The organism is Mesorhizobium sp. M1B.F.Ca.ET.045.04.1.1 (assembly GCF_003952465.1).
GTDB lineage: Bacteria > Pseudomonadota > Alphaproteobacteria > Rhizobiales > Rhizobiaceae > Mesorhizobium > Mesorhizobium shonense.
The window spans coordinates 3,470,292-3,495,323 of sequence record NZ_CP034448.1 but is presented as its reverse complement, the minus strand read 5'-3'; the positions used below and the strand labels follow the sequence as shown (position 1 = coordinate 3,495,323).

The 25,032-nt window shown below is 63.1% G+C and carries 26 protein-coding genes; 8 read left to right on the top strand and 18 right to left on the bottom strand.

The genetic code is table 11. The features are described 5' to 3' along the window. Positions 1-60 precede the first annotated feature (60 nt). Positions 61-699, top strand: a complete 639-nt coding sequence (locus EJ071_RS17095; protein ID WP_126098894.1) for an FMN-dependent NADH-azoreductase — start codon at positions 61-63, stop codon at positions 697-699. A gap of 323 nt (positions 700-1,022) precedes the next feature. Beyond that, positions 1,023-1,955 (top strand): 3-keto-5-aminohexanoate cleavage protein, encoded by a 933-nt coding sequence (locus EJ071_RS17085; RefSeq protein ID WP_126098893.1) that lies wholly within the window; start codon positions 1,023-1,025, stop codon positions 1,953-1,955. A 34-nt stretch (positions 1,956-1,989) separates the two neighbouring features. Here the strand turns inward: EJ071_RS17085 and EJ071_RS17080 are convergent, their stop codons facing one another. The 7 genes from EJ071_RS17080 to EJ071_RS17050 form a co-directional block, all read right to left on the bottom strand. Beyond that, positions 1,990-2,283: an HlyU family transcriptional regulator gene (locus EJ071_RS17080; protein WP_126098892.1), complete on the bottom strand. Its 294-nt coding sequence runs from the start codon at positions 2,281-2,283 to the stop codon at positions 1,990-1,992. A gap of 111 nt (positions 2,284-2,394) precedes the next feature. Continuing rightward, positions 2,395-3,072, bottom strand: a complete 678-nt coding sequence (locus tag EJ071_RS17075; RefSeq protein ID WP_126098891.1) for a PadR family transcriptional regulator — start codon at positions 3,070-3,072, stop codon at positions 2,395-2,397. A 126-nt stretch (positions 3,073-3,198) separates the two neighbouring features. Beyond that, positions 3,199-3,579 carry a DCC1-like thiol-disulfide oxidoreductase family protein gene (locus EJ071_RS17070; protein WP_126098890.1) on the bottom strand — a complete coding sequence of 127 codons (381 nt, stop codon included), beginning with the start codon at positions 3,577-3,579 and terminating at the stop codon, positions 3,199-3,201. 77 nt (positions 3,580-3,656) lie between these two features. Beyond that, positions 3,657-3,950, bottom strand: a complete 294-nt coding sequence (locus tag EJ071_RS17065; RefSeq protein ID WP_126098889.1) for a GYD domain-containing protein — start codon at positions 3,948-3,950, stop codon at positions 3,657-3,659. Between the two features lie 206 nt (positions 3,951-4,156). Next, complete coding sequence (gene rpoD, locus EJ071_RS17060) at positions 4,157-6,190, bottom strand: RNA polymerase sigma factor RpoD (protein WP_126098888.1); 2,034 nt, start codon at positions 6,188-6,190, stop codon at positions 4,157-4,159. Between the two features lie 422 nt (positions 6,191-6,612). Next, positions 6,613-8,559 (bottom strand): DNA primase, encoded by a 1,947-nt coding sequence (dnaG, locus tag EJ071_RS17055; RefSeq protein ID WP_126098887.1) that lies wholly within the window; start codon positions 8,557-8,559, stop codon positions 6,613-6,615. Positions 8,560-8,698: 139 nt separating this feature from the next. Next, positions 8,699-9,061, bottom strand: coding sequence for an RcnB family protein (locus EJ071_RS17050; protein WP_126098886.1), 363 nt, complete (start codon positions 9,059-9,061; stop codon positions 8,699-8,701). Between the two features lie 363 nt (positions 9,062-9,424). On the opposite strand from EJ071_RS17050, the gene EJ071_RS17045 reads away from it, so the two are divergent. The 3 genes from EJ071_RS17045 (at position 9,425) to EJ071_RS17035 (ending at position 12,751) form a co-directional block, all read left to right on the top strand. Beyond that, positions 9,425-11,089, top strand: coding sequence for a Na/Pi cotransporter family protein (locus EJ071_RS17045; RefSeq protein WP_126098885.1), 1,665 nt, complete (start codon positions 9,425-9,427; stop codon positions 11,087-11,089). A gap of 141 nt (positions 11,090-11,230) precedes the next feature. Beyond that, positions 11,231-11,488 (top strand): DUF2061 domain-containing protein, encoded by a 258-nt coding sequence (locus EJ071_RS17040; RefSeq protein WP_126098884.1) that lies wholly within the window; start codon positions 11,231-11,233, stop codon positions 11,486-11,488. 81 nt (positions 11,489-11,569) lie between these two features. Further along, complete coding sequence (locus EJ071_RS17035) at positions 11,570-12,751, top strand: MFS transporter (RefSeq protein ID WP_126098883.1); 1,182 nt, start codon at positions 11,570-11,572, stop codon at positions 12,749-12,751. Between the two features lie 32 nt (positions 12,752-12,783). On the opposite strand, the gene EJ071_RS17030 is transcribed toward EJ071_RS17035, so the two are convergent. Then, entirely contained in the window at positions 12,784-14,160 is a 1,377-nt protein-coding gene (locus EJ071_RS17030) for a PLP-dependent aminotransferase family protein (RefSeq protein ID WP_189521498.1), read from the bottom strand. 112 nt (positions 14,161-14,272) lie between these two features. Here EJ071_RS17030 and EJ071_RS17025 point away from each other — a divergent pair, with 112 nt between their 5' ends. Continuing rightward, positions 14,273-14,659 (top strand): DUF983 domain-containing protein, encoded by a 387-nt coding sequence (locus tag EJ071_RS17025; protein WP_126098881.1) that lies wholly within the window; start codon positions 14,273-14,275, stop codon positions 14,657-14,659. Between the two features lie 96 nt (positions 14,660-14,755). Here EJ071_RS17025 and EJ071_RS17020 read toward each other — a convergent pair whose 3' ends face one another. Continuing rightward, positions 14,756-15,313 (bottom strand): GNAT family N-acetyltransferase, encoded by a 558-nt coding sequence (locus EJ071_RS17020; protein ID WP_126098880.1) that lies wholly within the window; start codon positions 15,311-15,313, stop codon positions 14,756-14,758. 52 nt (positions 15,314-15,365) lie between these two features. After that, on the bottom strand, positions 15,366-16,076 hold the full coding sequence (locus tag EJ071_RS17015; protein ID WP_126098879.1) for a DNA helicase: 711 nt from the start codon (positions 16,074-16,076) through the stop codon (positions 15,366-15,368). A gap of 283 nt (positions 16,077-16,359) precedes the next feature. On the opposite strand from EJ071_RS17015, the gene EJ071_RS17010 reads away from it, so the two are divergent. Beyond that, complete coding sequence (locus EJ071_RS17010) at positions 16,360-17,364, top strand: hypothetical protein (protein ID WP_126098878.1); 1,005 nt, start codon at positions 16,360-16,362, stop codon at positions 17,362-17,364. Between the two features lie 34 nt (positions 17,365-17,398). Here EJ071_RS17010 and EJ071_RS17005 read toward each other — a convergent pair whose 3' ends face one another. The 8 genes from EJ071_RS17005 to EJ071_RS16970 all read right to left on the bottom strand — a co-directional run bounded on the left by EJ071_RS17005 (position 17,399) and on the right by EJ071_RS16970 (position 23,529). Further along, a complete protein-coding gene (locus EJ071_RS17005; protein ID WP_126098877.1) occupies positions 17,399-17,680 on the bottom strand; it encodes a hypothetical protein in 282 nt (93 codons plus the stop codon). A 128-nt stretch (positions 17,681-17,808) separates the two neighbouring features. Then, positions 17,809-18,558 carry an amino acid ABC transporter ATP-binding protein gene (locus EJ071_RS17000; protein ID WP_126098876.1) on the bottom strand — a complete coding sequence of 250 codons (750 nt, stop codon included), beginning with the start codon at positions 18,556-18,558 and terminating at the stop codon, positions 17,809-17,811. Positions 18,559-18,561: 3 nt separating this feature from the next. Then, entirely contained in the window at positions 18,562-19,410 is an 849-nt protein-coding gene (locus tag EJ071_RS16995; protein WP_126098875.1) for an amino acid ABC transporter permease, read from the bottom strand. Next, on the bottom strand, positions 19,407-20,153 hold the full coding sequence (locus EJ071_RS16990) for an amino acid ABC transporter permease (protein ID WP_126098874.1): 747 nt from the start codon (positions 20,151-20,153) through the stop codon (positions 19,407-19,409). The genes EJ071_RS16995 and EJ071_RS16990 overlap by 4 nt, the downstream gene beginning before the upstream one ends. 72 nt (positions 20,154-20,225) lie before the next feature. Beyond that, on the bottom strand, positions 20,226-21,035 hold the full coding sequence (locus EJ071_RS16985; protein ID WP_126098873.1) for a transporter substrate-binding domain-containing protein: 810 nt from the start codon (positions 21,033-21,035) through the stop codon (positions 20,226-20,228). A 151-nt stretch (positions 21,036-21,186) separates the two neighbouring features. Further along, complete coding sequence (locus EJ071_RS16980) at positions 21,187-21,870, bottom strand: amino acid racemase (RefSeq protein WP_245460275.1); 684 nt, start codon at positions 21,868-21,870, stop codon at positions 21,187-21,189. 85 nt (positions 21,871-21,955) lie between these two features. Then, on the bottom strand, positions 21,956-22,960 hold the full coding sequence (locus EJ071_RS16975) for a D-cysteine desulfhydrase (RefSeq protein ID WP_126102619.1): 1,005 nt from the start codon (positions 22,958-22,960) through the stop codon (positions 21,956-21,958). A 119-nt stretch (positions 22,961-23,079) separates the two neighbouring features. Then, positions 23,080-23,529, bottom strand: coding sequence for a GatB/YqeY domain-containing protein (locus tag EJ071_RS16970; RefSeq protein WP_126098871.1), 450 nt, complete (start codon positions 23,527-23,529; stop codon positions 23,080-23,082). A 278-nt stretch (positions 23,530-23,807) separates the two neighbouring features. On the opposite strand from EJ071_RS16970, the gene carA reads away from it, so the two are divergent. Next, complete coding sequence (carA, locus tag EJ071_RS16965) at positions 23,808-25,010, top strand: glutamine-hydrolyzing carbamoyl-phosphate synthase small subunit (protein ID WP_126098870.1); 1,203 nt, start codon at positions 23,808-23,810, stop codon at positions 25,008-25,010. Positions 25,011-25,032 lie beyond the last annotated feature (22 nt).

The window sequence follows — 25,032 nt, the reverse complement described above, 5'->3', positions numbered from 1 at the left end:
GATATGGCGGCAATCCCATATTGGCGGGGAAGTTCAATCCAACCCCAAGGGGACACCGCCATGTCTATTCTGCTTGTTACGTCCAGCCCGCGCGGCGCTGCTTCGCATTCGACCCGCGTCGCCACCGACCTCGCCCAGAAACTGCTTGCCGCGGATCCGTCGGCCAAGCTTGTCGTGCACGACCTCGTCGCCAACCCGCTGCCGCATATCGACCCCGATTATGCGACCGGCATCTACACGCCCGCCGAGGCGCGCAGCCAGCGCCAGGCCGAGGTGGTCGGCGTGTCTGATGCGGTGCTCGACGAACTGTTCGCGGCCGATACGATCATCCTCGCCACAGGCTTTATCAACTTCAACATCTCCTCGACCCTGAAGTCGTGGATCGACCACGTCGCCCGCTCGGGCAAGACGTTTGCTTATGGCGAGAATGGCCCGAAGGGTCTCGTCACCGGCAAGAAGGTCTATATCGTGCTTGCTTCCGGCGGCATCTATTCCGAGGGTGCGGCGGTGCAGATGGACCACGCCATCCCCTATCTGCGCGGCGTGCTTGCCTTCCTGGGCATGACCGATGTCGAAGTCATTCGCGTCGAAGGCGTCGGCATGGGTGCCGACGCTGTCACCGCCGCGCTCGCCAAGGCGACCGCCAAGGTCGACGCCATCGCTGCCGCGGCTGCGGACCAGATCGCCGTGGCCGCGTAATCGCCGTTCCAAGAATGAGAAAGGGCAGGCGCCGATCGGCGCCTGCCCTTTTTGCATGTCCCCTTTTTGCATGTCATGGGGCGGTGCCGATCTGGAACGACTTTTTCTTTCCGCTGGTCCTGATCACCTCCGACAATTTGAAGACACTGCCACAAGGGCTGACCGTGTTCGTCGGCGAATGCACCACCGATTGGGGTGCTGTTCACCGGGCTGACACTGGCGGCGCTGCCGATTACGCTGCTCTACATCGTGCTGTCGAAGCAGTTCCTCTGCGGCATCACCCAAAGGGCGGTCAAATAGCGAAAAGATCGAGGCATCACAAAGTGGCGAACCAAAACAAGATCATCATCACCTGCGCGGTCACCGGCTCGATCCATACCCCGTCGATGTCGCCGCATCTGCCCGTGACGGCCGGGCAGATCGCGACCGCAGCCATCGAGGCGGCCGAGGCAGGTGCTGCGATCGTCCATCTTCATGCCCGCAATCCGACCGACGGACGCCCCGACCAGTCGACGGAGGCGTTCGCGCCTTTCCTGCAGGTCATCAAGCAGCGCTCCAACTGCGTCGTCAACATCACCACCGGCGGCGCCGCGACGATGAGCGTGGAAGAACGGGTCAAGCCCGCGAAGGTTTTTGCGCCCGAGGTCGCCTCGCTCAACATGGGATCGATGAATTTCGCGCTGTTTCCGATGCTGGAGCGGTTCAAGACCTTCGAGCACGATTGGGAGCGGCCTTATCTCGAATCCTCGCGCGACCGCATCTTCCGCAACACTTTCGGCGACATCGAGCACATATTGCGCACCTGCGCCGACAATGGCACGCGCTTCGAGATCGAGTGCTACGACATCGGCCATCTCTATACGCTGGCGCATTTCGTCGAGCGTGGCCTGGTGAAGGCGCCATTCTTCGTCCAGAGCGTGTTCGGCATCCTCGGCGGCATCGGCACGCACCCGGAAGACGTCGCCCACATGAAGCGCACGGCCGACCGCCTGTTCGGCAACGACTACCACTGGTCGGTGCTTGGCGCCGGGCGCCACCAGTTGCCCATCGCCACGCAGGCGATCGCGCTCGGCGGCAATGTGCGGGTCGGCCTGGAGGATTCGTTGTGGATCGGCAAGGGCAAGCTCGCCCGCTCGAGCGCCGAACAGGTGACCAAGGTCCGCCAGATCATCGAAGGCCTCGGCGCTTCGATCGCGACACCCGACGAGGTGCGGCAGATCCTTCAGCTCAAGGGCGGCGACAAGGTCGCGTTCTGATAGGGGCAAAAAGGCAGCAAGCCGCCTTGGCGGCTCAGCCGAACAGCCGCTCGCCCTGCTCGTCGACGAGCTGGATGCCTTTCTTGATCGAGATGTCGACGGCGTCGTCCAGACCGGCGAAACGGTCGGCGCGGATGAAGCGGTGCTCCTTCATCACGCCGTCCACTTCCTTGGAGACGACGCCGCAGGTCTGGTACTGGCCGTCTGCCTTGTAGGGCGTGGCGCTGATCAGGAATCCTTTGTGCTCGACCTGCTTTGCCGGCTTTGCGGCCCCAGCCTCTGTTGCCTCGCCGCCGCCGCCGCCGAAAAGACGTTTCAGAAAAGACATTTCAATATCCTCCAACGGCAATCGTCCTGCATCACATAGCGTGTTGCAGGACGATTTTCAGTAGCGGTCATTGATCGAGCCAGCAATAGCTCCGTCAGTGCCAGGGGCGGCTTAGCGTCGCGACAGCGCCTCGAGCGCCGCGGCGGCGTCTTCCAGGATACTGATCGCCTCGGCCTGCTTGTCTTCTGGCGCATCGACGATGTCGCTGAGCGCGGCGCGCAGCCGATGGCGCAGCGCGCGAAACCGGTCGCGCTTTTCATCGCGCTTTTCATGACGACCGCGCCGGCCGCCGTCCTCGCCATCGTCGCTCCAGCCGAACCAGTCACGCGCCTTGGCCATCTTGCGGCCGAAACGCTCGAGGTGGTCGAGCACGTTATCGATCGTCTCGCGGTTCTCCTCGAGATGCGCCCTGCCAGCCTCGGTGATCGAGAACACCTTCTTGTTGCCTTCGCTGGACGAGACGGCATAGCCCGCTTCCTCGAGGAAAGTCAGGGTCGGATAGACCACTCCCGGGCTCGGGCTGTAGATGCCGCTGGTGCGTTCCTCCAGCGCCTTGATGATGTCGTAGCCGTGCCGCGGCGCCTCGGCCAGAAGCGACAGCGTGATCAGCTTGAGATCGCCATCGGCCAGCATGCGGCCGGCGCGGAACATGTCGCCCGGGCCGCCGCGCCCGCCGCCGCGCATTCCGTGCCCGAACGGCCCGAAGCCGCCGCCGCGGCCGCCGAAACGGCCGGCCATATGCATGAACATGCGCTCGCCGAAATGGTTGTGTCCGAAATGCTTGTGCATGGATTGCTCCTTGAGTTCTATCTTACGATATATCTTAATTAGGCCTCGGCGCTCACAGAGTCAAGATATATCTTACGATGTATCGCGACTGTAGCCAAATGACTGCGCCCACGCGGATCAAGCGAGCTACCAGCGGCCTTTGCGGCGATTCCAGGCGTAGAGAAGATCGGCGAAACGGTCATAGGCAAAGCGTGTCAGCGGCAGCGCAACCGGGTTGCCGAACAATGTCGCCAGCCAGCTTTCGCCCGGCGTTATCCGCCAGACCGCGACCGCCACATCGGCGCCGACCAGCAGCCTGCCCTCGGCATCGGTAGCATGCAGCCGGCGGCGGATGTCCTCCAGCGAGGCGCCATGTCCGGCCAGCGCCGCCGGTTCGAAATTGATGTCGCGGAATTCGACGCCGCCTGCCTTGACCGCCTCGATCAGCCGCCGCCTTTGGCGCCTGATGCCGGCATCGCAGACCGGACAGCGCGTGTTGTACCAGACAGTGAGCCGAGGCTTGGACATCGCGCGACTATCGGCGACGCGGTGTGGCATCGCAATGTGACGCGCAGCTCCAATGGAGCCTTGTCTCTGTCGCCGCTTCACCCGAGCGAGGTGATGATCTCGCGATAGGCGAATTCCGGGAAGGCCTTGAGCGTGCGCGTTCGTACACTGCCGCCCGACGACAGCATCAGCGCGAAACGGGCGAGCACCGCATCGTCCGGCGCCTCGACCACGGCCACCATGTCGCACTCGCCCATGGTCAGATAAAACGCCTTGAACGAACCGCCCATCTCGCTCAGTTGCTTCTTGGCGGCGTCGAGCCGCTTCGGCGACTCACGTACGTTCTTGGCGCCCTGCTCCGTCCAGTTGATCAGCATGATGTAGGTCGTCATGGCACACCTCCCTCCGGTGCCGCGGAGCGCGACGCCTGGCCGTTACGGCCGGCGTCGGGGCGGGCATCCGGCTTGTCGCCCAGAAATGCATCCGACCTTGAAATTAAACTCCTGTCGGGCAGCTCCGGCAAGGCAACGCGGTGGCTGGAGACGCAAAAAAGGGCGCCTAAGACGCCCTTCGATTTTGCCTGTCTGTGATTTTCGTATCAGCTGTCGAGGAAGCTTCTGAGCTTGCGCGACCGACTCGGATGCTTGAGCTTGCGCAGCGCCTTGGCCTCGATCTGGCGGATGCGCTCGCGGGTGACCGAGAACTGCTGGCCGACCTCTTCCAACGTGTGGTCGGTGTTCATGCCGATGCCGAAGCGCATTCTGAGCACGCGTTCCTCGCGCGGCGTCAGCGAGGCGAGCACACGTGTCGTCGTCTCGCGCAGATTGGCCTGGATCGCCGCATCGATCGGCAGGATCGCCATCTTGTCCTCGATGAAGTCGCCGAGATGCGAATCCTCCTCGTCGCCCACCGGCGTTTCGAGCGAGATCGGCTCCTTGGCGATCTTCAGCACCTTGCGCACTTTTTCCAGCGGCATGGCGAGCTTCTCGGCCAGTTCCTCCGGCGTCGGCTCGCGGCCGATCTCGTGCAGCATCTGGCGCGAGGTGCGCACGATCTTGTTGATCGTCTCGATCATGTGCACCGGGATGCGGATGGTGCGCGCCTGGTCGGCGATCGAGCGGGTGATCGCCTGCCGGATCCACCACGTCGCGTAGGTCGAGAACTTGTAGCCGCGGCGGTATTCGAATTTGTCGACCGCCTTCATCAGGCCGATATTGCCTTCCTGGATCAGGTCGAGGAACTGCAGGCCGCGGTTGGTGTATTTCTTGGCGATCGAGATGACGAGGCGAAGGTTCGCCTCCACCATTTCCTTCTTGGCGATCGCGGCCTCGCGCTCGCCCTTCTGCACCTGGTTGACGATCTTGCGGAATTCCAGGATCGAGATCGCCGTCTCGGTGGCGAGGCTCTGTATCTCGGCGCGCAGATCCTTGATTGCGTCCTTCTCGTTCTTGGTGAACTCCTTCCAGCCGCGCGACGTCAGGTTGGCGATCGAGCGCGTCCAGTTCGGATCGAGCTCCGAACCCTGATATTCCTTGAGGAATTCCTCGCGGCGAACGCCATAGCTCTCGGCGAGCCGAAGCAGCTTGCCCTCGTTCTGCACCAGGCGCTTGTTGATATCGTAGAGCTGCTCGACCAGCGCCTCGATGCGCGCGGTGTTGAGCGACAGCGACTTCACCGCCTTGATGAGCTGGTCCTTCAGCTCTTTCAGCCGGCGATCCTGGCTGGGCGAAAGCGTGCCGGCGGCGGCGAGACGGTTCTCGACCTGCTGGTCCTGCAGCTTGCGCAGCTTCTTGTAGGTGTCGGCGATGACGTCGAGCGTCTCCATCACCTGCGGGCGCAGTTCCGCTTCCATCGCGGCGAGCGACAGGCTTGCCTCGTCCTCGTCGTCTTCCTCTTCTTCCAGCCCGCGGGTGTCGCCGCCGCCGACATTGGTGATGTCGTCTTCTTCCTCGCGCGCCGCCGCGCGGCCGCGCGGCTTTTCCTCGGGCTTGGGCGCTTCCTCGATGCGTTCGACGACCGGCGCCTGCTTGGCCTCGGGACCGGCATAGGTCGCTTCGAGATCGATGATCTCGCGCAGCAGGATCTTCGATTCGTTGAGCTCGTCGCGCCAGATGATGATGGCCTGGAAGGTCAGCGGGCTCTCGCACAGGCCCGCGATCATCGTCTCGCGGCCGGCCTCGATGCGCTTGGCGATCGCGATTTCGCCTTCGCGCGACAGAAGCTCGACCGAGCCCATCTCGCGCAGATACATGCGCACCGGGTCGTCGGTGCGGTCGGTCGGCTCTTTCTTGGTGGTCGTGGTGGCGACGGCGGTGCCGGTCTGCTCGGCAAGCTCGTTGGCGTCTTCTTCCGAATCGCCGCCCGAATCGGCCGCCTCCGCTTCCTCGCCCTGCTCGTCGTCCTCGACGACGTTGATGCCCATGTCGGACAGCATCGCCATAGTGTCCTCGATCTGCTCGGAGGTCACTTCCTCCGAAGGCAGCACCGAGTTCAGCTCGTCCATGGTCACATAGCCGCGTTTCTTGGCGGCCTTGATCATCTTCTTGACAGCATCATCGGAAAGGTCGAGCAGAGGGCCATCGGTGGCGCCTTCACGTTCGGTCTCGACCTCTTCCTTTTCCTTTGTCGCCATTCTTTGTCGTCTCCAAGCGGCCTAGTATCGACCGCGTAAGCTGCCGGAACCGGTCATACCGATTGCGTTCGCACCAGAACGCTTCTTACCGGGCCAGTAACCGCATCATCTCTTTGTTTGGTGCATGTCGTTGCCCCAAAACGGTCTCCACTTTTTGGGCGACATGCATTAAGTCCAGATTAACCCTGGTATCTGTGGCAGGCCTTTTGCCTGTCCAGTGACCAGAACTTCGCATCGCTCAAAATTTCCCGCCGCAGCCGGGGCACGGTTAACGTTTCGAATCGTCCTGATTCCGCCAATCTGCCAGAAGGTCAAGCGCCTCTGGCATGATTCGCATGAAAAAAGCGAATCAATTACCCGACTTAGAGGCGTCGTTTCGACGCGCCTGCATATTTCCACTTCATTTCGGGGCAGATTCGCACCTAAACGCGTCCAACCCTGCCCGATGAAACGCCGAACCCTTCGATCAGCGCTTCCGTTGCCTGCATATCGTTGAATTGCGCTTGAATCTCGACGAGATGCCGGAAGTTTTCATCCGAAGGGTCTGCATCGAGCGCCGCCTGCGCCTGTTTCAGCTCTCTATGTAAGGTGCGCGCGCTGCGCTGCAAGTGCAGCGCTTGGTTGAAGGCGTCGCGGGCATCGTCAAGTCCCGCGGTTTCGAGCGCCGGCCACTGCCTTGCGCGCTTGATCAGCGCGACCGCACGCTCCCAGATGTCGCCGCACCCGGCGCGCACGATCGTGGCGATCACCGCGTCGCGGTCGTCGGCCGCATCATGCGCCATCGCGTCGAGGATAGCGGCGTGCAGTCGCCGCAGGTCCGAATTGGCGAGGTCGAGGAATTCGACATGCGCGAAATTCTCGTCGATCAGCGCCGGATGGTTGATGAGCGCCACGATGATCGTCGCCTCGCGCATCGACATGGCTTCACCCGTCCGCTTGACCAGCGCCGAGCGGCCGAGGCTTTCGGTGATGGCTGTGCGTGCGCCGGCAGCGCCCCGGCCAAACGCCCCGCCTGGCGCCGAACCTCTGCCGCGCTCGCCCGGCCGACCGTCCTGGCGTTGATGACCTTGCCGCGTGCCGCGCTGCGAGCCGAAGAAGCTTAAGACGCGTTCGCGCATCTCCTGTTGATAGTGGTAACGCAGGCTTTCGTCGCGGATGCGGCTGGTGATCTCACGCAGCCTCTTTTCGAGTTCGGCGCGTCGCTCCGGCGTGTCGAACACGCCGCCGGCTGTCTCGCGCATCCACAAAAGGTCGGCAAGCGGTCTCGCTTCCGCCAGCACCGCGCGGAAAGCGTCCGGCCCATCCGCCTTGACCAGGTCATCCGGATCCTTGCCTTCGGGCAGCAGCGCGAAGCGAGCCGAGCGGCCGGGCTGGATCGTCGGCAGGGCCAGATCGGCGGCGCGCCATGCCGCCTTCAGCCCGGCCTGGTCGCCGTCGAAGCAAAGTACCGGCTCGCCGGCCATGCGCCACAGAAGCTCGAGCTGGTTTTCGGTAAGCGCGGTGCCGAGCGGCGCCACGGCGTTCTCGAAGCCGGCCTGCGCCAGCGCGATCACGTCCATATAGCCTTCGACGGCAATCACCGTGCCGCCCTTCGCCACAGCCTTGCGGGCGCGGGCGAAATTGTACAGCACGTTGCCTTTATGGAAGAGCTCGGTCTCGGGCGAGTTCATGTATTTGGCCAAAGCGTCCGGCGCCAGCGCCCGCCCGCCGAAGGCGATGACCTTGCCGCGCGAGTCCGGGATCGGAAACATGATGCGGTCGCGGAACCAGTCATAGGCGACAGGAATGTCGTCGCCGTGCCGCACCAGCCCGCAGGCCTCGATATCGGCCTTCGGCACGCCTTTGGCGGCGAGATGTTCCTTGAGCGCGTTGCGGCTGTCTGGCGCATAGCCGAGCCGGAACGACTGCTGCGTCGCCGGCGTCAGGCCGCGATCGCGCAGATAGGCGCGGGCCTTGGCGCCTTCCGGCCCCTGCAGGCGCTCCTGGAAGAAGACGGTCGCCATCTCCATGACGTCGGTCAGGCTGGCGCGCTCCTTCTCGCGCCGTTCCTCCGCGGCGTCGCGCACCGGCATCGGCACCCCGGCCATCTCGGCGATCTTTTCGACCGCTTCGGGAAAGCTCATGCCGTCGTGCTCGGTCAGGAACTTGAAGTGGTCGCCCGACACCGAGCAGCCGAAACAATGATAGCGGCCCTTCTTATCCTCGCAGTGGAAGGACGGGCTCTTCTCGCCGTGGAACGGGCAGCACGCCCAAAAATCGCCGCGAGACGCGTTGGTCTTCTTCCTGTCCCACGAAACGCGCTGGCCGATCACCGAGGAAATCGGCACGCGGTCGCGTATCTCGTCGAGGAAGGCGGGCGGAAAGCGCATCGGGAAAGGCTCGTTTGCCCTCATATAATCGAGCCGCACGGGCGCGACGACTCGTCAAAGCCAATCGTACCCGCTTTTCACAGACAAAAAGAAGGCGGCCGAGCGGCCGCCTTCCCTAACGTTCGGATTGTTTGCCGGGTCAGTGCGCGGCGATCGCGCCGAAGATGATACCGGAGACGATGCTGACCAGCAGGTAGTCGTTGCCGACGCGGATCCATTCCTGGCCGGGACCAGGGCGGCGCAGGCCATAGCGGTGCCAGTCGCGCACCGCCTGATGGCGCTTCCAGGAGGCGTATTTCTGGCCGTTGCGCCAATGGCTGCGCTTAACCACCACCTTCTTCTTGACCACGACTTTCTTCTTCACGACGCCCGGCTTCTGCCAGTCGACCTGGGTGTAGTTGGACTGCGGCGCGCTCGGCTGAACGAGCGGGGCGGCCTGCCCCGAAAAGTTCGACGCGGCCAGCATCGAGCCGGTGACGACGGAAAGTATGAGACGTTTCATGGTCGGTACTCCTTGGTTATCGATAGGCAAGGAGATAGCCGCGGCCGCATGAACCGAAACTGAACGCTTGGATTACAATTCTGTAATGATTTCTTATGTTTGTGAAGGTCATTTCAACAAAGAGAAAAACCCGAACTGACCCTTGGCCGGCAATCGCACCGCGTCGGGCCGCCTGGTGCCGCGGGCGGATGCAACCAATATGTCTTCCATCCATTTCCGACACGCGCCGTCGCGTGCCGGCCGCTGGTCAAGCGGAGCAGAATTTATGACCCGGCTAAAATTGTTTGGAGTAATCTCGACCCTCGAAATGCTTGTGATTCGTGCCCTTTCCCCCTTCCTTGCCGCCTCATTGCGAGGCCGGGCATGAGCGGTTCCGTCGTCCTTCTGCACCTTGCCGGCGCGGTGGCGCTGATGCTGTTTGCCACCCGCCTGGTCAAGACCGGCGTCGAACGCGCCTATGGCGATGTGCTGCGCCACAGGCTGCGCGCCACCATGCGCAATCCGCTGATGGCGGTTCTGGCCGGTTGCGGCCTCGCGATCGCCTTGCAAAGCTCCACCGCCGTGACGCTGCTGGTCGGTTCCTTCGCCGGCGCCGGTATCGTATCGGGCGCCGCCGGGCAGCTTGCCGTGCGCGGCGCCGAGATCGGCTCGGCACTGGTGGTCAAGCTGCTGACCTTCGACCTGTCGCTCCTGGTGCCGATCTGCCTCGTCGCTGGGACCTTCATGTTCATGGCCACCGAGAGGCGTGACTGGCGCCAGTTCGGCCGCATCCTGGTCGGTATCGGGCTATTGCTGCTGTCGCTTGAGATGATCGGCCAGGCCTCGGAACCGTTGCGCCAGAGCACGCTGATGCCGATGATCGTCAAATATTTCTCGGGCGATTTCGTCACCGCGTATCTGCTGGCCGCGCTGATCACGTGGCTGTTTCATTCCTCCATCGCCGCCGTGCTGTTGCTGGTGACGCTGGCCGGCCGCGGTTTCATCCCTCCGGAACTCGGCATCGTGCTGGTGCTCGGCGTCAATCTCGGCTCCTCGATCATCGCGCCACTGCTTACCCGCAATGCCGATCCGGGCGTGCGCGTGGTGCCGGTCGGCAACCTTCTGATGCGCGGCATGGGCTCGCTGGTCATGCTGATCCTGTTCATGACGCTGAAGCCGCCGGTCGGCTTTCTCGGCGCGACCGGACCGGACCAGATCGTCAATGCCCATATCCTGTTCAACGTGATCATTCTGCTTGCCGGATTGCCGCTCGCCGGCCTCGTCTATCGCGCTTCCGAGAAGATCGTGGCGCTCGGCGCCGGACCGGTGCCGGCGGCAGCGCTCGATGTCGTCGAATTGTCGGCGCTGAACGAAAGCGCCCTCGACACGCCGAGCCAGGCGCTGGCAAACGCCACGCGCGAAGTGGTGCGGGTCTGCGAGACGGTCGAGATCATGCTGAAGCGCATCATCGAGCTCTACGAGAGCGCCGACAGCGACAAGATCAAGGCGCTTGCGGCGCTCGACGACCGCGTCGACCAGAAGCACGCGGCGATCAAACTCTATCTCGCCAAGGTCACCAAGAACCCCTTGAGCGAGGACGAGGCGCTGCGCTGCCAGGAACTGATCGGCGCCTGCGTCAAGCTGGAGCAGGTCGGCGACATCATCGTGCGCAACATGCTGGTGCATGTCAGGAAGAAGCTGGAGCGCGGACTGGAGTTCACATCCGAGGGTTGGCGCGAGCTCAGCGCCTTCCATGCCTCGGTGCTGGCCAACGCGCGGCTTGCCTTCAACGTGCTGGTCTCGCGCGATCCCGAGACCGCCCGGCAACTGGTGCTGGAAAAGGACCTGCTGCGCGAGCGCGAGAAAGAGACCAGCGCGAGCCACTTCGTGCGCCTGCGCGACGGCACGGCCAAAAGCGTCGAGACCAGTTCGATCCACCTCGACACCATCCGCGACCTCAAGCAGATCAACTCGCTGCTTGCTTCCATGGCCTACCCGGTGCTGGAGGAGCGTGGCCTGCTCGGCGGCTCGCGGCTGAAGGCCGGATAGCAAGCCGCAAAATTGCTGTCGTGACATCAACTTGGGAACAAGATTCCGCCGTCGGCGCCGAAGCGGAAAATTAGTCTTTGCTCATCCTCTCCTCCGTCGGCTAAGGAAACATCCGAGGCCCACCGGAGGACGATTTAGTCGATGGACACCCATTCGCGCAGCTTCATCAAGGCGCTTTCCTGGCGCGCCACCGGCACGGTCGATACCATGATCATCTCGCTGGTCATAACCGGAAGCGTGAAGCTCGCTGCAGCCATCGGTGGGACTGAAGTTGTCACAAAGTCGCTGCTCTTTTACCTTCATGAGCGAGCATGGCTGAAAATTCCTTTCGGCATGCACAAGAAGCCGGCCTCGTCGTCGGCGACCGAGGCAGAGCTAAACCCGGTCAAGAAAAGCTAAAGCGGCGTCGACAATTTCTGCATTGCCCGGTGCGTCCATCCATGGTTTGAGGCCAACTCATTCAGGATCGCTTTCCGCGCCATGCTGCCCCTTATCGCCCTGTTCATTGCCGCCTTCGCTTTCGGCACGACTGAATTCGTCATCGCCGGCGTGCTGCCGGAGGTGGCGGAAGGTCTTGGCGTCTCCGTGCCCACCGCCGGCTATCTCGTCTCCGGCTATGCCTGCGGCATCGCCATCGGCGGCCCGCTTCTGGCGCTTGCGACCGGAAGGGTCTCGCGAAAGGCGCTGCTCATCGGGTTGACGATCGCCTTCACCCTTGGCCAGGCGGCTTGCGCGCTGGCGCCCGATTTCGCTTCGATGCTTCTCATGCGCATCGCAACCGCCGTGGCGCATGGCTGCTATTTCGGCGTCGCCATGGTGGTCGCGGTCGGCCTGGTGCGCGAGGATCAGCGCGGTCGGGCGGTAGCGGTCATCCTCTCGGGGCTGACGGTCTCCAACGTCATCGGCGTGCCGGCCGGCACCGCGATCGGCGGTCTCTGGGGCTGGCGGGCGACCTTCTGGGTGATGTGCGCGCTGGGCGTCGTCGCGATCGTCGCCATGGCCGCGCTGCTGCCGCGCACGGCAGGCGCCGCCAACCGGCCCGCCGGCCTTGCGCGTGAAGTGCGCGTGCTCGGCCGCCAGCAGGTCTGGACCTCGCTCATCCTGATGCTGATGCTGATGATCGGCCAATTCGGCCTGTTCACCTACATCACGCCGACGCTGATCGAAGTCACCGGCCTTGACGAGAGCCTGATCCCCTTTGTCCTGCTGCTCAACGGCGTCGGCGCCACGATCGGCGTTCTTCTGGGCGGCAAGCTTGCCGACTGGAAGCTGATGCCGTCGCTGATCGCCATGCTCTTCCTGCAGGCGGTCATGTTGGCCGTGATCTATGCCGTCAGCCCCTATCCGGTGCCGATGATCGTCGCGATCGTCATCTGGGGCGGCCTCAACTTCGCCATCGGCGCGCCGATCCAGACCCGCATCCTCGCCTGGACGGCGGATGCTTCGAACCTTGCCTCCTCGCTGATCCCGTCGGGCTTCAATGTCGGGATAGCGCTCGCAGCCTCGCTGGGCGCTGCGATGCTCAATGCCGGCTTCGGCTATCGCAGCCTGCCGGTCGCCGGCGCGCTCGCCATGCTGGTGGCGGTGGCGGTGGCGGTCGCCTCGCGGGCCTGGGAATGGCGAAGCCGCGCAACGCCGCCGCTGCCGGCGGCAGCCGAATAGAACGCCGCGCACCGCGTTATCGCTGTGCCGCCTCAGACCGCGGGCAGCGATTGCCGGGAGCCCCCTCCAAGGATGGAAACCAAGCCGCGCAGGCCCTCTTCCAGCCTTTCCCGACTGGATGCGGCGCCCAGTGCCAGGCGCAAGCCGTCCGCGACGCCGGGCACGACGGAAAACTCCGCTGCCGGACTGATGGCCAATCCGCGGCGCCGGGCCGCGTCGCCAAGCTCTGAAGAGCGCAACCGCCCCGAGAGCGGATACCAGAGATGCAGGCTCGAATCCGCCGAGGCGAAACCTGCCGGCAGGATCTTGCGCGCGATTGCCTGCCTGGCCTCCGCTTCTGCACGCACCGCAGCCGTGATCTCGCCGGCCAAGCCGCTTCGCACCCACTCGCAGGCAAGACCCGTCATCAGCGGCGGCGCCATCATCGTGGTGCCCCGGATTGCCGCCCCGATCCGCTCGACGGTTTGTCCGTCCGGCGCCGCAAGGAAAGCGGTGCGCAGGAAAGGCGAGATGCATTTCGCCAGTGTCGCGACATGGATGGTCCGCTCCGGCGTGATGCTGAGGAAGGCCGGCGGGGCCGAGGTCAGCAGAAGGCTGTAGGGATCGTCCTCGACGATGGTCAAACCGAGTTTGCCCGCCATCCGCGCCAGTTCCCGGCGCCGGCCCTCCGGCACGGTGAGCGTGGTCGGATTGTGGAGGGTCGGATTGAGATAAAGAAGACGGGCGCCGTGCCGTCGCGCCGCCTCTTCCAGATCATCGGGACGGATGCCGTCATCGTCGCGGCCGACGCCAGCCAGCTTCCGCCCCGTGGCCTCTGCCAGCGCGATCAGACCGGGATAGGTCAGCGCATCGGTAAGGATCGTGTCGCCCTCGCCGGTTTGCGACAGAAGGACAGCCGCCAGCAGCGCCTGCGCGCCCGAGCCGACAGCAATGCGCTCTGTGGGCAGCCTGCCCCCGGCTGCGGCAAGCCATGACGAGCCGGCGGCGCGTTCGGCCGGCGAACCGGGCCCGGGATGATAAGAGAGCAGCGCCTCCGCGCTGGAGCGCTTGAGCAGCGCGTCGATGCCGCTCCGGATCAATGCCGGCAGGCTGAATCCGACAGGCGCCGGCGGGATGTTCATGCTCAGGTCGAGGATCGGCTCTTCCGGCTCTCCGGGCGTGATGAAGGTGCCGCGACCGGCCGTTGCGTCGATCAGGTTCCTGCGCCGGGCTTCGGTGAACGCCCTGGTGACGGTGGTCAGGTCGACCCCCAGCACGCGGGCAAGTTCGCGCTGCGGCGGCAAGCGATCGCCCGGCTGCAAACGGCCGCTCGAACGTCCAGCCGCAAGCGCATCGACAATTCTGAGATAGATCGGGCGAGGCCCCTCCTCCAGGCAGGAAAGCCAGCCGAGGTCGCTCTCGTCGTTCATGTCGCCGCTATCCATACATTTTGTCGCATTGTATGCATACAATCATGATACTAGTATGCATGAGTGACCTCAAGCCGATCGGATGCCATGCGAGGTCCCCGGAGCGACAACCATGCAAGATCACGCACACTATCCCCACCTCGAACCCTGGCGGGTCGGAATCCGCGGCCGCTGCCCGCGCTGCGGAGAGGGCCGGCTGTTCGACGGATTTCTGAAGCTGGCGCCGAAATGCGATGTCTGTGGGCTCGACTATTCCTTTGCCGACCCGGCGGACGGTCCCGCCTTCTTCGTCATCTGCTTTGCTTGCGTGCCTTCCGTCTTGTTTGCCGTCTGGGCGCAGGTGAGCTTCGAGCCGTCGATGTGGTTCCACGCCCTTGTTTCGGTACCGTTGATTTTCGCAACCTGCATCCCGCCGCTCAGGCCGCTCAAGGGCTGGCTAGTGGCAAGCCAGTTCTACTACAAGGCCGAAGAAGGAAGACTGGCCAAGCCCGGCGAATAGGCGCGCGATAAGCGACCTGATGCATGTCGGCCGGACAGCGGTTCTGGGGTAACGGCATGCATCAAAACAACGACTTAAAGCGCGTCGCGACGCGCTTTAAAGGTCGATCCGGTATTTGAGGCTCTCCGCGCCGCCATAGGCGGCAAGCTTGACGAACCGCCCGACGAGAATGCCGCCATTGGCCAGGATCACCTGCTGCGAAGCGGGATTGTCGAGGTCGGTGGTGATCTCGACATAGCCGAGGCCCACCGCCCTTGCCTCAACCAGCATCAGCCGCAGCGCCTCGGTGGCATAGCCGCGGCCCCGCTTCCAGGGCACCACGGCATAGCCGATATGGCCAAGCACGTGCGGCGGCAGCGCCGACGTGCCCTTCTGCCAGCGAAGCCCGATGGAGCCGGCAGCCTCGCCGTCCCATATCCAGCGCCGGAAGCCGGGCAAGCGCGGCACTTTTGTCCCGTCGGGCAAAGTGATGGGCGGCCCCTTGGCCTCGGGATCGTCAAGGCCGGCGAGAAATGCCACCGGATCTTCCTCGATGGCAGCGAGCTGCTCACGTGTCGCTTCCAGAAGCCGGACATTGTCGGGCGACCAGCCGCGCTCCAACGCCACCTTGTAGGACGGCAGGTGTTCGAGCGCGGGCTTGACGATTTCGATCATGGCCCCGTGTCCTTTGCGAGGTGGGCAGGCATAGCCGCGGCCAGGATTGCCCTCAAGCTGCCTGGAATTGGATCTCGCCCTTGTTCAGGAAACATGTCTTGTCGAAGAGCGACAAATCCAGCGGATTCGGCAGCCGGATATCGCCCAGGTCGGGAAATGGCTTCTTCGACGCATCGTATGACCGGTCGATCTGCGAGATAAAGACCAGGATCAGTCCCCTGTCGCGCGCGAAAGACCTCAGCGTGGAAACCTGAACCATCAACTCCGGATTCTCGCGCCTCTGATCGAGCAGTTGCAGGTAGTCGATGACCGCCAGCGTCCCACGAGGCGCCGTCCGCAGCTTGCCGATGATGTAGTCGGCACAGATGGTGTCCGAATTGTCGAATTCGAACAGGCCGTCGAAAAGCGCCGGCTCGCCCCCGATGACGCGAAACCGGCCCAGAATGTCCGTGTGCGTATACTCCAGCGTGAAGAACACGCTGCGTCGGCCGGACTTCATCGCCTCGACCGCCAGCTCGAGGCTCATCAAGGTCTTGCCCTGCCCCGGCCTGGCGCCGACCAGCACGAGATCCCCGGATGTCAATTGCGCGAACAGATTGGTGGCAGGCGCAGCCTCGGCCGCCTTTGCTGCAAGCAGGCTCCAGCTGGCGAAGCCCTCCCCCGCAGCGACACGATCGAGGGCTTGGTGAAGCGGCATTCTATCCCTGCGGGATAAGAGCCTGGCCTGACGCTTCAGATGATAGACGGGCACGGAAAGGCGCATCGAAAACCTCCTGGTGCGAGCAGTCTTGGCAACCCCTCCTTATGCCTGGTGCTCGAACAGTCGGTTCAGCGATCGAATGCCCGGCATGAACAATGCTTTCCGATTGGAGGGAGGAGGCGTGGGCGCGCCGAATCAAATGATACCCCAATACAAACGCACCGGAAATCACGGATATTCAGGACACGCTAAACTAGAAGTGTTTCGCCGATTGGCGCGACGCCCTTTATGATTGGCGCAGGTGATTCACCGCAAGAGATAGCGGTTCGAGAGGGGAGTTGGTCCGGTGCGGTCGAAATCTGTTGCGTTGGGTATCGCCTTCCTCTGCCTCATCGCCGTTGCAATCGCCCTGACGATGTCGGCCCAGTCGTTCGCAGCGTTGCGGCCCTCGAATACTCCAGCCTGGCTGCAGGCCCATGTCGGCGAGGGCGACGGTCAGATCTCGCAAGTCGTTCTGGAGCGTGCCCGCGCGCTTTACCTGAAAAAGGTGAGCGAAGGTTCGGTGAGAAATCCCTGCTACTTCGCCATGGACGCGACGCGCCCCGGCGATTTGGGCAATGGCGTTTTGGGGCGCCGCTATTACATCATCTGCGAGGCCGAGCAGTCGTTCCGCGCGGTGTCGGCGGGGCACGGCGGCGGCCGCAACCTGAAGGGTGTCGCGGATTTTTCCAACGGCAGGCGTTGCGCGAAGAACTTCGGCAACGCGATGGATTCGGAACTGACGGCCGGCGGCGCCTATATAACCGCCGACACGAAGACGTCGTTCAAGGGCTACTACCGAACCGCCGCCAAGCAGGATGCGGTCTTCGTGCGCAGCTTCGTGCAATTCGACGGCGAAGGCGAAACCGCGAATGCCAGGCAGCGGGTCATCGGCGGGCACCCGGCCGCGTTGCTGCGGGGAATGTGTCTCCTGAAGAAGCCGCGGAGCTCCTATGCCGACCGCGACGGCTACGTCCCGTTCGGCAAGCTGGTGAATTACGCCGGCGGCCGCAGCAATGGCTGCACCAGCTGGTCGCCTGCGGATGCCGAGCTGATCATCCCGATGATCAAGGACAACCCGACGACGCTTTACATCTACCCGGAGTCGCGAGACATCGCTGCGATCGCGCGGAAAGCCGCGCTCAGGCAATCGCTGTCAAGCGCGGGCCTCTATTGGAATGCATCCTGCCTGAAGGAAATCGGCGCGCCGAAATTCTGGCCGAAAAAGACCCTCGAGCCGATCATCGCGCAATACAAGAAGGATCACCCGTTGCCGCCTGCGCAACCGGTGCCGATCTGCAAGGAGCCGTGAGGTTTTCTGACGGCGCCGCCAACCAGGGGCGATCCTACTGAAGCAACCCCTTGACGCTTTGCCTTGGCGAAGTCCATTCGGCCGTCACGGCCTGCGCCCGTTCGCTTGCAAACATTGCGAGGCACCATTCCGATCGGAGTTCGTCGTACCGCAGTATGTAGAGCGCGCCATCGCTGCCCTTCACCTTGCAGTAGCGGTAATCATCACCAAACCACTGGTCGACCATTTCGAAAACGTCCACGTGATCGCCATTGAGGCTGAACCTCCATGGCACGTCGACATTGCCGTCTTGCCGAGTTTCGACCTTGATCCGCATACGCGCCTCCGCGCTTTGATAGATGCTGATCGTTGCCTCTTCACCTAGGCACTCGCCGGACCACCTGCCACCCGACCGGATCGGGAGGGGTTCGTCGCCGGCAAAAGGGCGGACAACCGCAAGACGATCTACAGCACTTGTTCGAGAAAGGTTTTTGTGCGCGCCTCTCGCGGGTGATCCAATATTTCCTGCGGCGACCCGTGCTCCACGATGACGCCTCGATCGGTGAAATAGATGCGGTTGGCGATCTCGCGGGCGAAACCCATCTCATGGGTGACCAGAATGCAAGTCATCCCTTCCCCTGCCAGTTCGCGTATGGTGACGAGCACTTCCTTGACGGTTTCGGGGTCGAGCGCGGCCGTCACCTCGTCGAACAGCATCAAATCCGGGCGCATCGCGAGCGAGCGGGCAATGGCGACACGCTGCTGCTGGCCACCCGACAATTCTCCCGGATAGGCGTCTTCCTTCCCTTCGAGGCGCACCTTCCTGATAAGCGCCCGCGCGCGTGCCTCGACCTCGCTGCGATCCTGCTTGAGGACGTGGATCGGCGCCATCATGATGTTCTGCAGTGCGGTCTTGTGCGGGAACAGATTGTACTGCTGGAAGACCATGCCCACCTTGCGGCGCAGCGCCAGCTTGTCCACTGCCGGATCGTTGACCTCCTGTCCCTCGACGGTGATCGAGCCGGAATTGATTGGCACCAGCGCGTTGATGCAGCGGATCAATGTCGATTTGCCGGAGCCCGACGGTCCTATGATGCAGATGACCTCGCCCTTCATCACCTGGAAGCTGATGCCCTTGAGCACTTCGATCTGGCCGAACGACTTGTGCACGTCGTGGAGACGCACCATCGGTTCATCGGGAGTCCAGCTTGCCATGACTCAGCCCTTGACGTTGAAGCGCCGCTCGAGGCGGACAGTCCAAAGGTTGATCGGGTAACAGTAGATGAAGAAGCACAGCAGGGCGAAAGCGTAGAGCGGCGCCAGAAGGTCCGTTCGACCGCCTTCGGCATTGTGAACTTGCGCGGTCAGCGTCAGCATCTCGTTGATGCCCACGACCGAGGCCAGCACCGTCGCCATCGTGACCAGCGAATAGAGGTTCATCCAGGGCGGCAGCATCCGCTTCACGCACTGGGGCAGAATAATCATCCACATCGTCTGCCGGCGGCTGAACGCCAGCGAGTCGGCCGCTTCCCATTGGCCGCCGGGAATGGATTGCACCGCCCCGCGCACGATCTCGGCGACATTGGCCATGACCGGCAGCGCAAAGCCGATGACGGCCTTGACCCAGTCCGGAAACGGAATGGTGACCTCGCCGATGCGGAACTCGTAGGGGATCAGGTACATGGCGAAGAACAGCAGCACCAGCCACGGCGCGTTGCGGAAGAACTGGGTCAGGACCCACGCGCACCGGCTGAGCCAGCGGAACTCGCTCAATTGCAGCAGGCCAAGGCCGAGGCCCACGATCGTGCCCAGCGCCATCGACAGCACGGAAATAAGAAGATTGAAGCCGAAGCCGGTCAAAAGCAGCGGCATCCATTTGATGATGACGCCGACTATCGAAAGCTCTTCCGAACCTGTCTGGGCGCCCGCGGCGGGCGCGAACAAAAGGACGGCCACGGCCAAAGCCAGGCCCTGCCAGGCGCGAAACCGCAAAACCGGCACGGAAGGCGACCGAACCGGCAGCAGCACGGGCAGGTCGGTCGTCGGCGTGGCGCGCCCTTCCGTCATTGGCCGAATCCCGGAATGCGCAGCGACCGCTCCCAGCGATGCATGACCCATACGAGCACGCCCACCAGCAGAACGAATGTGGCCAGCAGCACGCACATCATTTCCGTCACGTTCTGCGATTCCGCCCAGATTTGCGTGACGGCATAAAGCGCCTCGGGAACCGCAATGGCGTAGGCAAGCGTCGTGGTCTTCAGCAAATTGACCAGATTGTTGTTCAACGCCGGCAGGCAGACACGCAACGCCAGCGGCAGGACGACATAGCGGTAGGCGCCGAGACGCGTATAGCCAAGAGCCTCGGCCGCCTCCACCGTGGTTTGCGGCACTGCTTCGATCCCGGATCGGAAGATTTCGATGTTGAAGGCGCCGGCAAACAGGGAAAGGGAAATGATCGCCCACTGCACATTGTTGAGCAGCGGTTCGCGCAGACCGATGTCGTTGTAGCTGGCAGGCAGCAACTCGCCCAGCCCGAAATAGAAGAAGAAGATCTGAACCAAGGGCGGCGTGTTGCGGAAAATGACGACGAATATCTCGATGAAGCCGCGCACCAGCCTGATCCGCGAGCTTTGTAGCCAGGCGCCGATCACGCCCACTACGAGGCTGATGAGGATCGACACAACGCTCAGATAGATCGTCATGCCAACGCCCCTGGCGAACTGGGTCGCATCGTAGGGATCGTAGAAGATCGTAAAATTCAGCCCTGTAGTTTCGTAGAGGCTACGAAACCAAGCGGCGATTTCCTGCATGCATATCACCCACTGGCAGACGCGACCAAGGCGCGCGGTCTTTGCGCGACCGCGCCGGTCGCTCGAGACATGTCAGCTCTGGTTCTTGTACTTGTCGTGCATGCGCTTTGAATAATCGGTGGGCGTGATGCCCCACTTCTGTTCGAGGTCGACGATCATGCCCTTCTTCATCCACTCGATCGTGGCCTTGGAAACGAAATCCCTCAGGTCGTCATTGCCCGGCGCTACGGCCATGATCCACGGCGTCTCCATGATGCCCTTCAGCGGCATGGAATAGTCGGCGGACCATTGCTTATCGAGCAGTTTGCCCTGGATGAACGTCTGGTCGTAAAGATAGCCGACACAATTGCCCTGCTTCAGCGCGACCAGCGGCTTGTCGGAGCCATCAAGCCCGACGATCTTGGCGCCGTATTTCTCGGCGACCGACTTGTTGTAAAACGACCCGATCGTAGCGCAGACCGGCTTGTCTTTCAGGTCCTCCCAAGACGTGATCTTGGCGCGGTTCGATGCCAGCACATTGACGGAATCCGAATAATAAGGCGGATCGACTGCTTCCACGACCTTCCGGCGCTCCGGCTTGTCGGACATGGTGGCGATGAGCAGGTCGATCTTTCCCTGCTTGAGGAACTCCATCCGGTTGGCGGCGACGACCGGCACGAATTCCAGCTTGACGCCGAGTTGTTTGGCGAGATCGGCCGCGAGATCCGGCTCGATGCCGACGATCGCCCCGGACGGATCGCGGAATCCGAACGGCTTGTAGTCGGCCTTGGTTCCGACGATCAGCGTGCCGCGGGCCTTGATGTCGTCTAGCTTGCCCGCCGAGGCTTGCGCCGTCAGCATGGCAAGCGTGATACCCGCGACGATAAAGGAAAGTCTCTTCATTCGCTCCACTCCTCCGGGATAATGCGCGTCGTGCCCCGTCCCACCGGTGGTCATAGCGGAAGCAGACCAGTCAGGATGACATAAGCCGGTAGCCTCGAAGCTAGAGCGCACTTATCGAAGGTCAATGAACCGAAGGGGCCTGCAAGGGTCTTTAGGGGTGGCCAGCAGGCCGTGCACGCTGGACGATCGCCGAGGCCAACACATCGAGGGCGTCGATTTTCTCCGCGCCGGCATCGAGACCATCGACAAGGAGCGAAAGTTCGGTGCAAGCGATCGCCAGAAAATCGACATCGCCGGCAAGCAACTGGCTGGCGACGGCATTGAACCGGCTGCGCAAATCAGCCGTCGCACCTTCTTTCTTGACCGCCCTGATGATGGCCATGATTTCCGTCTGATCGTCGGGATATCGGGTTTCGATTCCGAATGCTTCGAACGCTCTTTCATAGAGCCCCAGTTGCAGCACTGCGCTGGAGGCGAGCATACCGATGCGTCGATGGCGCAGCGGCTGGTGCGCGATCGCCTCGGCGGTCAGCGTGACCATGTCGAGAAGCGGTATGCGCACGGCCGCCGCGATATCGCCGGCGTAGCCATGGGCGGTGTTGCAGGCTATGGCGAGCATCGTGGCGCCGGCGCTCTCCAGCCCCTTCGCCATACGCACCAGCTCGTCGAGCGGGCTCGGCCCGGTGCCGTTGATCAAGGCATCGATGCGGGACGGAACTTTCGGGTTCTGGTCGACCAGAAGGTGGATGTGGTCGGCGTCGTCCGCGGCGGGCGTCGCCTCCATGACCCGGCGCATCAGGTCGATCGTAGCCGCGGGCCCCATGCCGCCGAGCACGCCGACGATGGGGTGAGCGGGCGGAAAGTAGCGGCTCATCTTGATAGGACCTTCTGAATACCCTTCGGAGCGGGCGGGATGCCGGTCAGAAATTGCTCTGGAGATCGGTCGGATAACCGAACAACCCGGCCGAGCCGCCGGTGTGAAGAAAGACGACGGTCTCGCCTTTCTTGAAGAAACCCTTCTTCGCCAGATCGATCAGCCCAGCCATGCCCTTTCCGGAATAGACCGGGTCGAGCAGGATGGCATCGGTGCGCGCCAGCATGCGGATCGCCTTGATCGTATCGGCAGCCGGCAAGCCGTAGCCCTCGCCGACGTAATCGCAATTGGCAACGACATCCTCGCGCCTGACGGCTCCGGCAATGCCAAGCTTCTCGGCCGTCCGGCATGCGAGTGAAAAGACGTTTTCCTCCTGCTTTTCCTTCGGCGCACGCACGCCGATGCCGAGCACGGGCACGCCGCTGTTGATGCCGACAAGTCCGGTGACCAGGCCAGCCTGGGTTCCGGCACTGCCGGTCGCATGCACGACGTGATCGATTCTGAGGCCGATGGCGTTCGCTTGGTAGACCAGCTCGATGGCGGCATTGACATAGCCAAGCGCGCCCGTCGGGTTCGATCCCCCGCCCGGTATCGTGTAGACTTTGCGGCCTTCGGCGCGCAGCCGTTCGGCGGCCTTTTCCATCTCGCCGTTCATGTCAGGATTGGCCGGGCAGCGCTCGATCGTCGCGCCATGCAGACGGTCGAGCAGCACATTGCCGTTTTCCTTGTAGTCGAAATCGGTCTTGCCGGTTCGGTCCTCCAAAAGCAGATGGCAGGCCATGCCGAGCTTAGCCGCGGCAGCCGCGGTCTGCCGCGCATGATTGGATTGGGTAGCGCCCTGCGTCATTACGGTGTCGGCGCCTTCGGCCAGCGCTTCCGCCATAAGGAATTCAAGCTTGCGCGTCTTGTTGCCGCCGGTCGACAGGCCGGTGCAGTCGTCGCGCTTGATCCATATCTCCGGGCCGTTCAATTCCCGGGTCAGGTTCGCCAGCTTTTCGAGCGGAGTGGGCAGATGGCCGAGCGCAACACGAGGATATCGGGCGAGATTCATCATCGTGTTCTCCTTCATGGCAGGAAAAACCGCACCGTTCGGGGGAAGACCCGGCGCGACTTGAAGCGGGCTGTATGTCCAGCCTTACATGGGCCTCGCTGCGGAGGCTGCAAGAACGCCTACTGAAGCAAACTCTTGACGATGGCGCTGGCCTTGGCGAAGTCCATCTGGCCGGCATATTTCTGTTTGAGCGCGCCGATCACCTTGCCCATGTCCTTCTGGCTGGCCGCGCCGGTGGCAGCGACCGCCTCGCGCGCCGCCGCCTTGATCGCCGCGTCATCGAGCTGCGTCGGCAGGAACTCGCGGATGATCTCCATCTCGCCGCGTTCCTGGGCGGCCAGCTCCGGCCGCTTGCCATCCTCGAACGCCTTGGCCGATTCCTCGCGCTGCTTCACCATCTTGGAGAGAATCTGCAAGATCTCTTCCTCGCTCGCCGCCGGCTTGCCGGCGCCGCGATTGGCGATGTCGCGGTCATGGATGGCGGCCTGGATCAGCCTGAGCGTCGGCAGGCGATGCTTGTCCTGCGCCTTCATCGCACTCTTCATGGATTCGGCGATTTTTGCGCGCATGGTGCTTTCTCCTTCGACCGCGGCGGACCATAACGCTGCCGATTGCGCAAGGCAAATTTCGCACTGCGCTGCAAATCACTGATATTGTTGGACGAAATAAATCGATGCCGGTTTGCGGCCGCATCATTGACCGTTTTGGCGCCTTCCCCTATGTACTCGGCCCTGCATGTGACAATCAGTAGGCGCGCTGAGGGCTCGAGAAATCGCTGCCGCGCGCCGTTTGCTGCGCAAATCGTCCCGCAACGGGACGATCCGCAAACAGCCTTAGGAGTGCCGCCATGGCAGCGATGACCGCCCCCTGGGCCACCGAGAAGCCGACCGCCCTTCTGGTGCTTGCCGACGGCACGGTGATCGAGGGCCGCGGCCTGGGCGCCACCGGATCGGCCGTCGCCGAAGTGTGCTTCAACACCGCGCTCACCGGATATGAGGAGATCCTCACCGATCCCTCCTATGCCGGCCAGATCGTCACCTTCACCTTCCCGCATATCGGCAATGTCGGCACCAACGCCGAGGATATCGAGGATTTGCATCCAGCTGCCCGCGCGGGCGCCGTCGGCGCCATCTTCAAGGCCAATGTCACCGACCCGTCCAACTATCGGGCAGCCGGGCACCTCGATCAGTGGCTGAAGAAGCGCGGCATCGTCGCGCTTTCGGGTATCGACACCCGCGCGCTCACCGTGCTGATCCGGGAAAAGGGCATGCCCAACGCGGTCATCGCGCATGCGCCCGACGGCGTCTTCGACCTCGACGACCTGAAGCGGCGCGCCGCCGCCTGGTCGGGCCTGATCGGGCTGGACCTCGCCAAGGAGGTCACCTCGGGCCAGTCCTCGGTCTGGCGCGAGACACCCTGGGCCTGGAACAAAGGCTTCGGCGAGCAGAATGAGCCGTCGCTGCACGTCGTGGCGATCGACTATGGCGTCAAGCGCAACATCCTGCGCCTGCTCGCCGGCCTCGGTGCCAAAGTCACCGTCGTGCCGGCCCAGACCGACGCGGAAGAGATCCTGGCCATGCAGCCCGATGGCATCTTCCTGTCGAACGGCCCTGGCGACCCGGAAGCGACCGGCGAATATGCCGTGCCGGTCATCCAGTATCTCTTGAAGACCGACATCCCGCTGTTCGGCATCTGCCTCGGCCACCAGATGCTGGCGCTGGCGCTCGGCGGCAGGACCGAAAAAATGCATCAGGGGCACCACGGCGCCAACCATCCGGTCAAGGACCACACCACCGGCAAGGTCGAGATCGTCTCGATGAACCATGGCTTCGCGGTCGATGCCGACTCGCTGCCCGAAGGCGTCGAGGAGACGCATGTCTCGCTGTTCGACGGCTCGAATTGCGGCATCGCGCTGACCGGCCGGCCGGTGTTCTCCGTCCAGCACCATCCCGAGGCGTCGCCCGGCCCGCAGGACTCGCACTATCTCTTCCGCCGCTTCGTCAACCTCATCCGCGAGCGGCGCGGCGAGCCGGCGCTGGCCGAACGTTGACACGCCTTTCGTTAGCTATAAT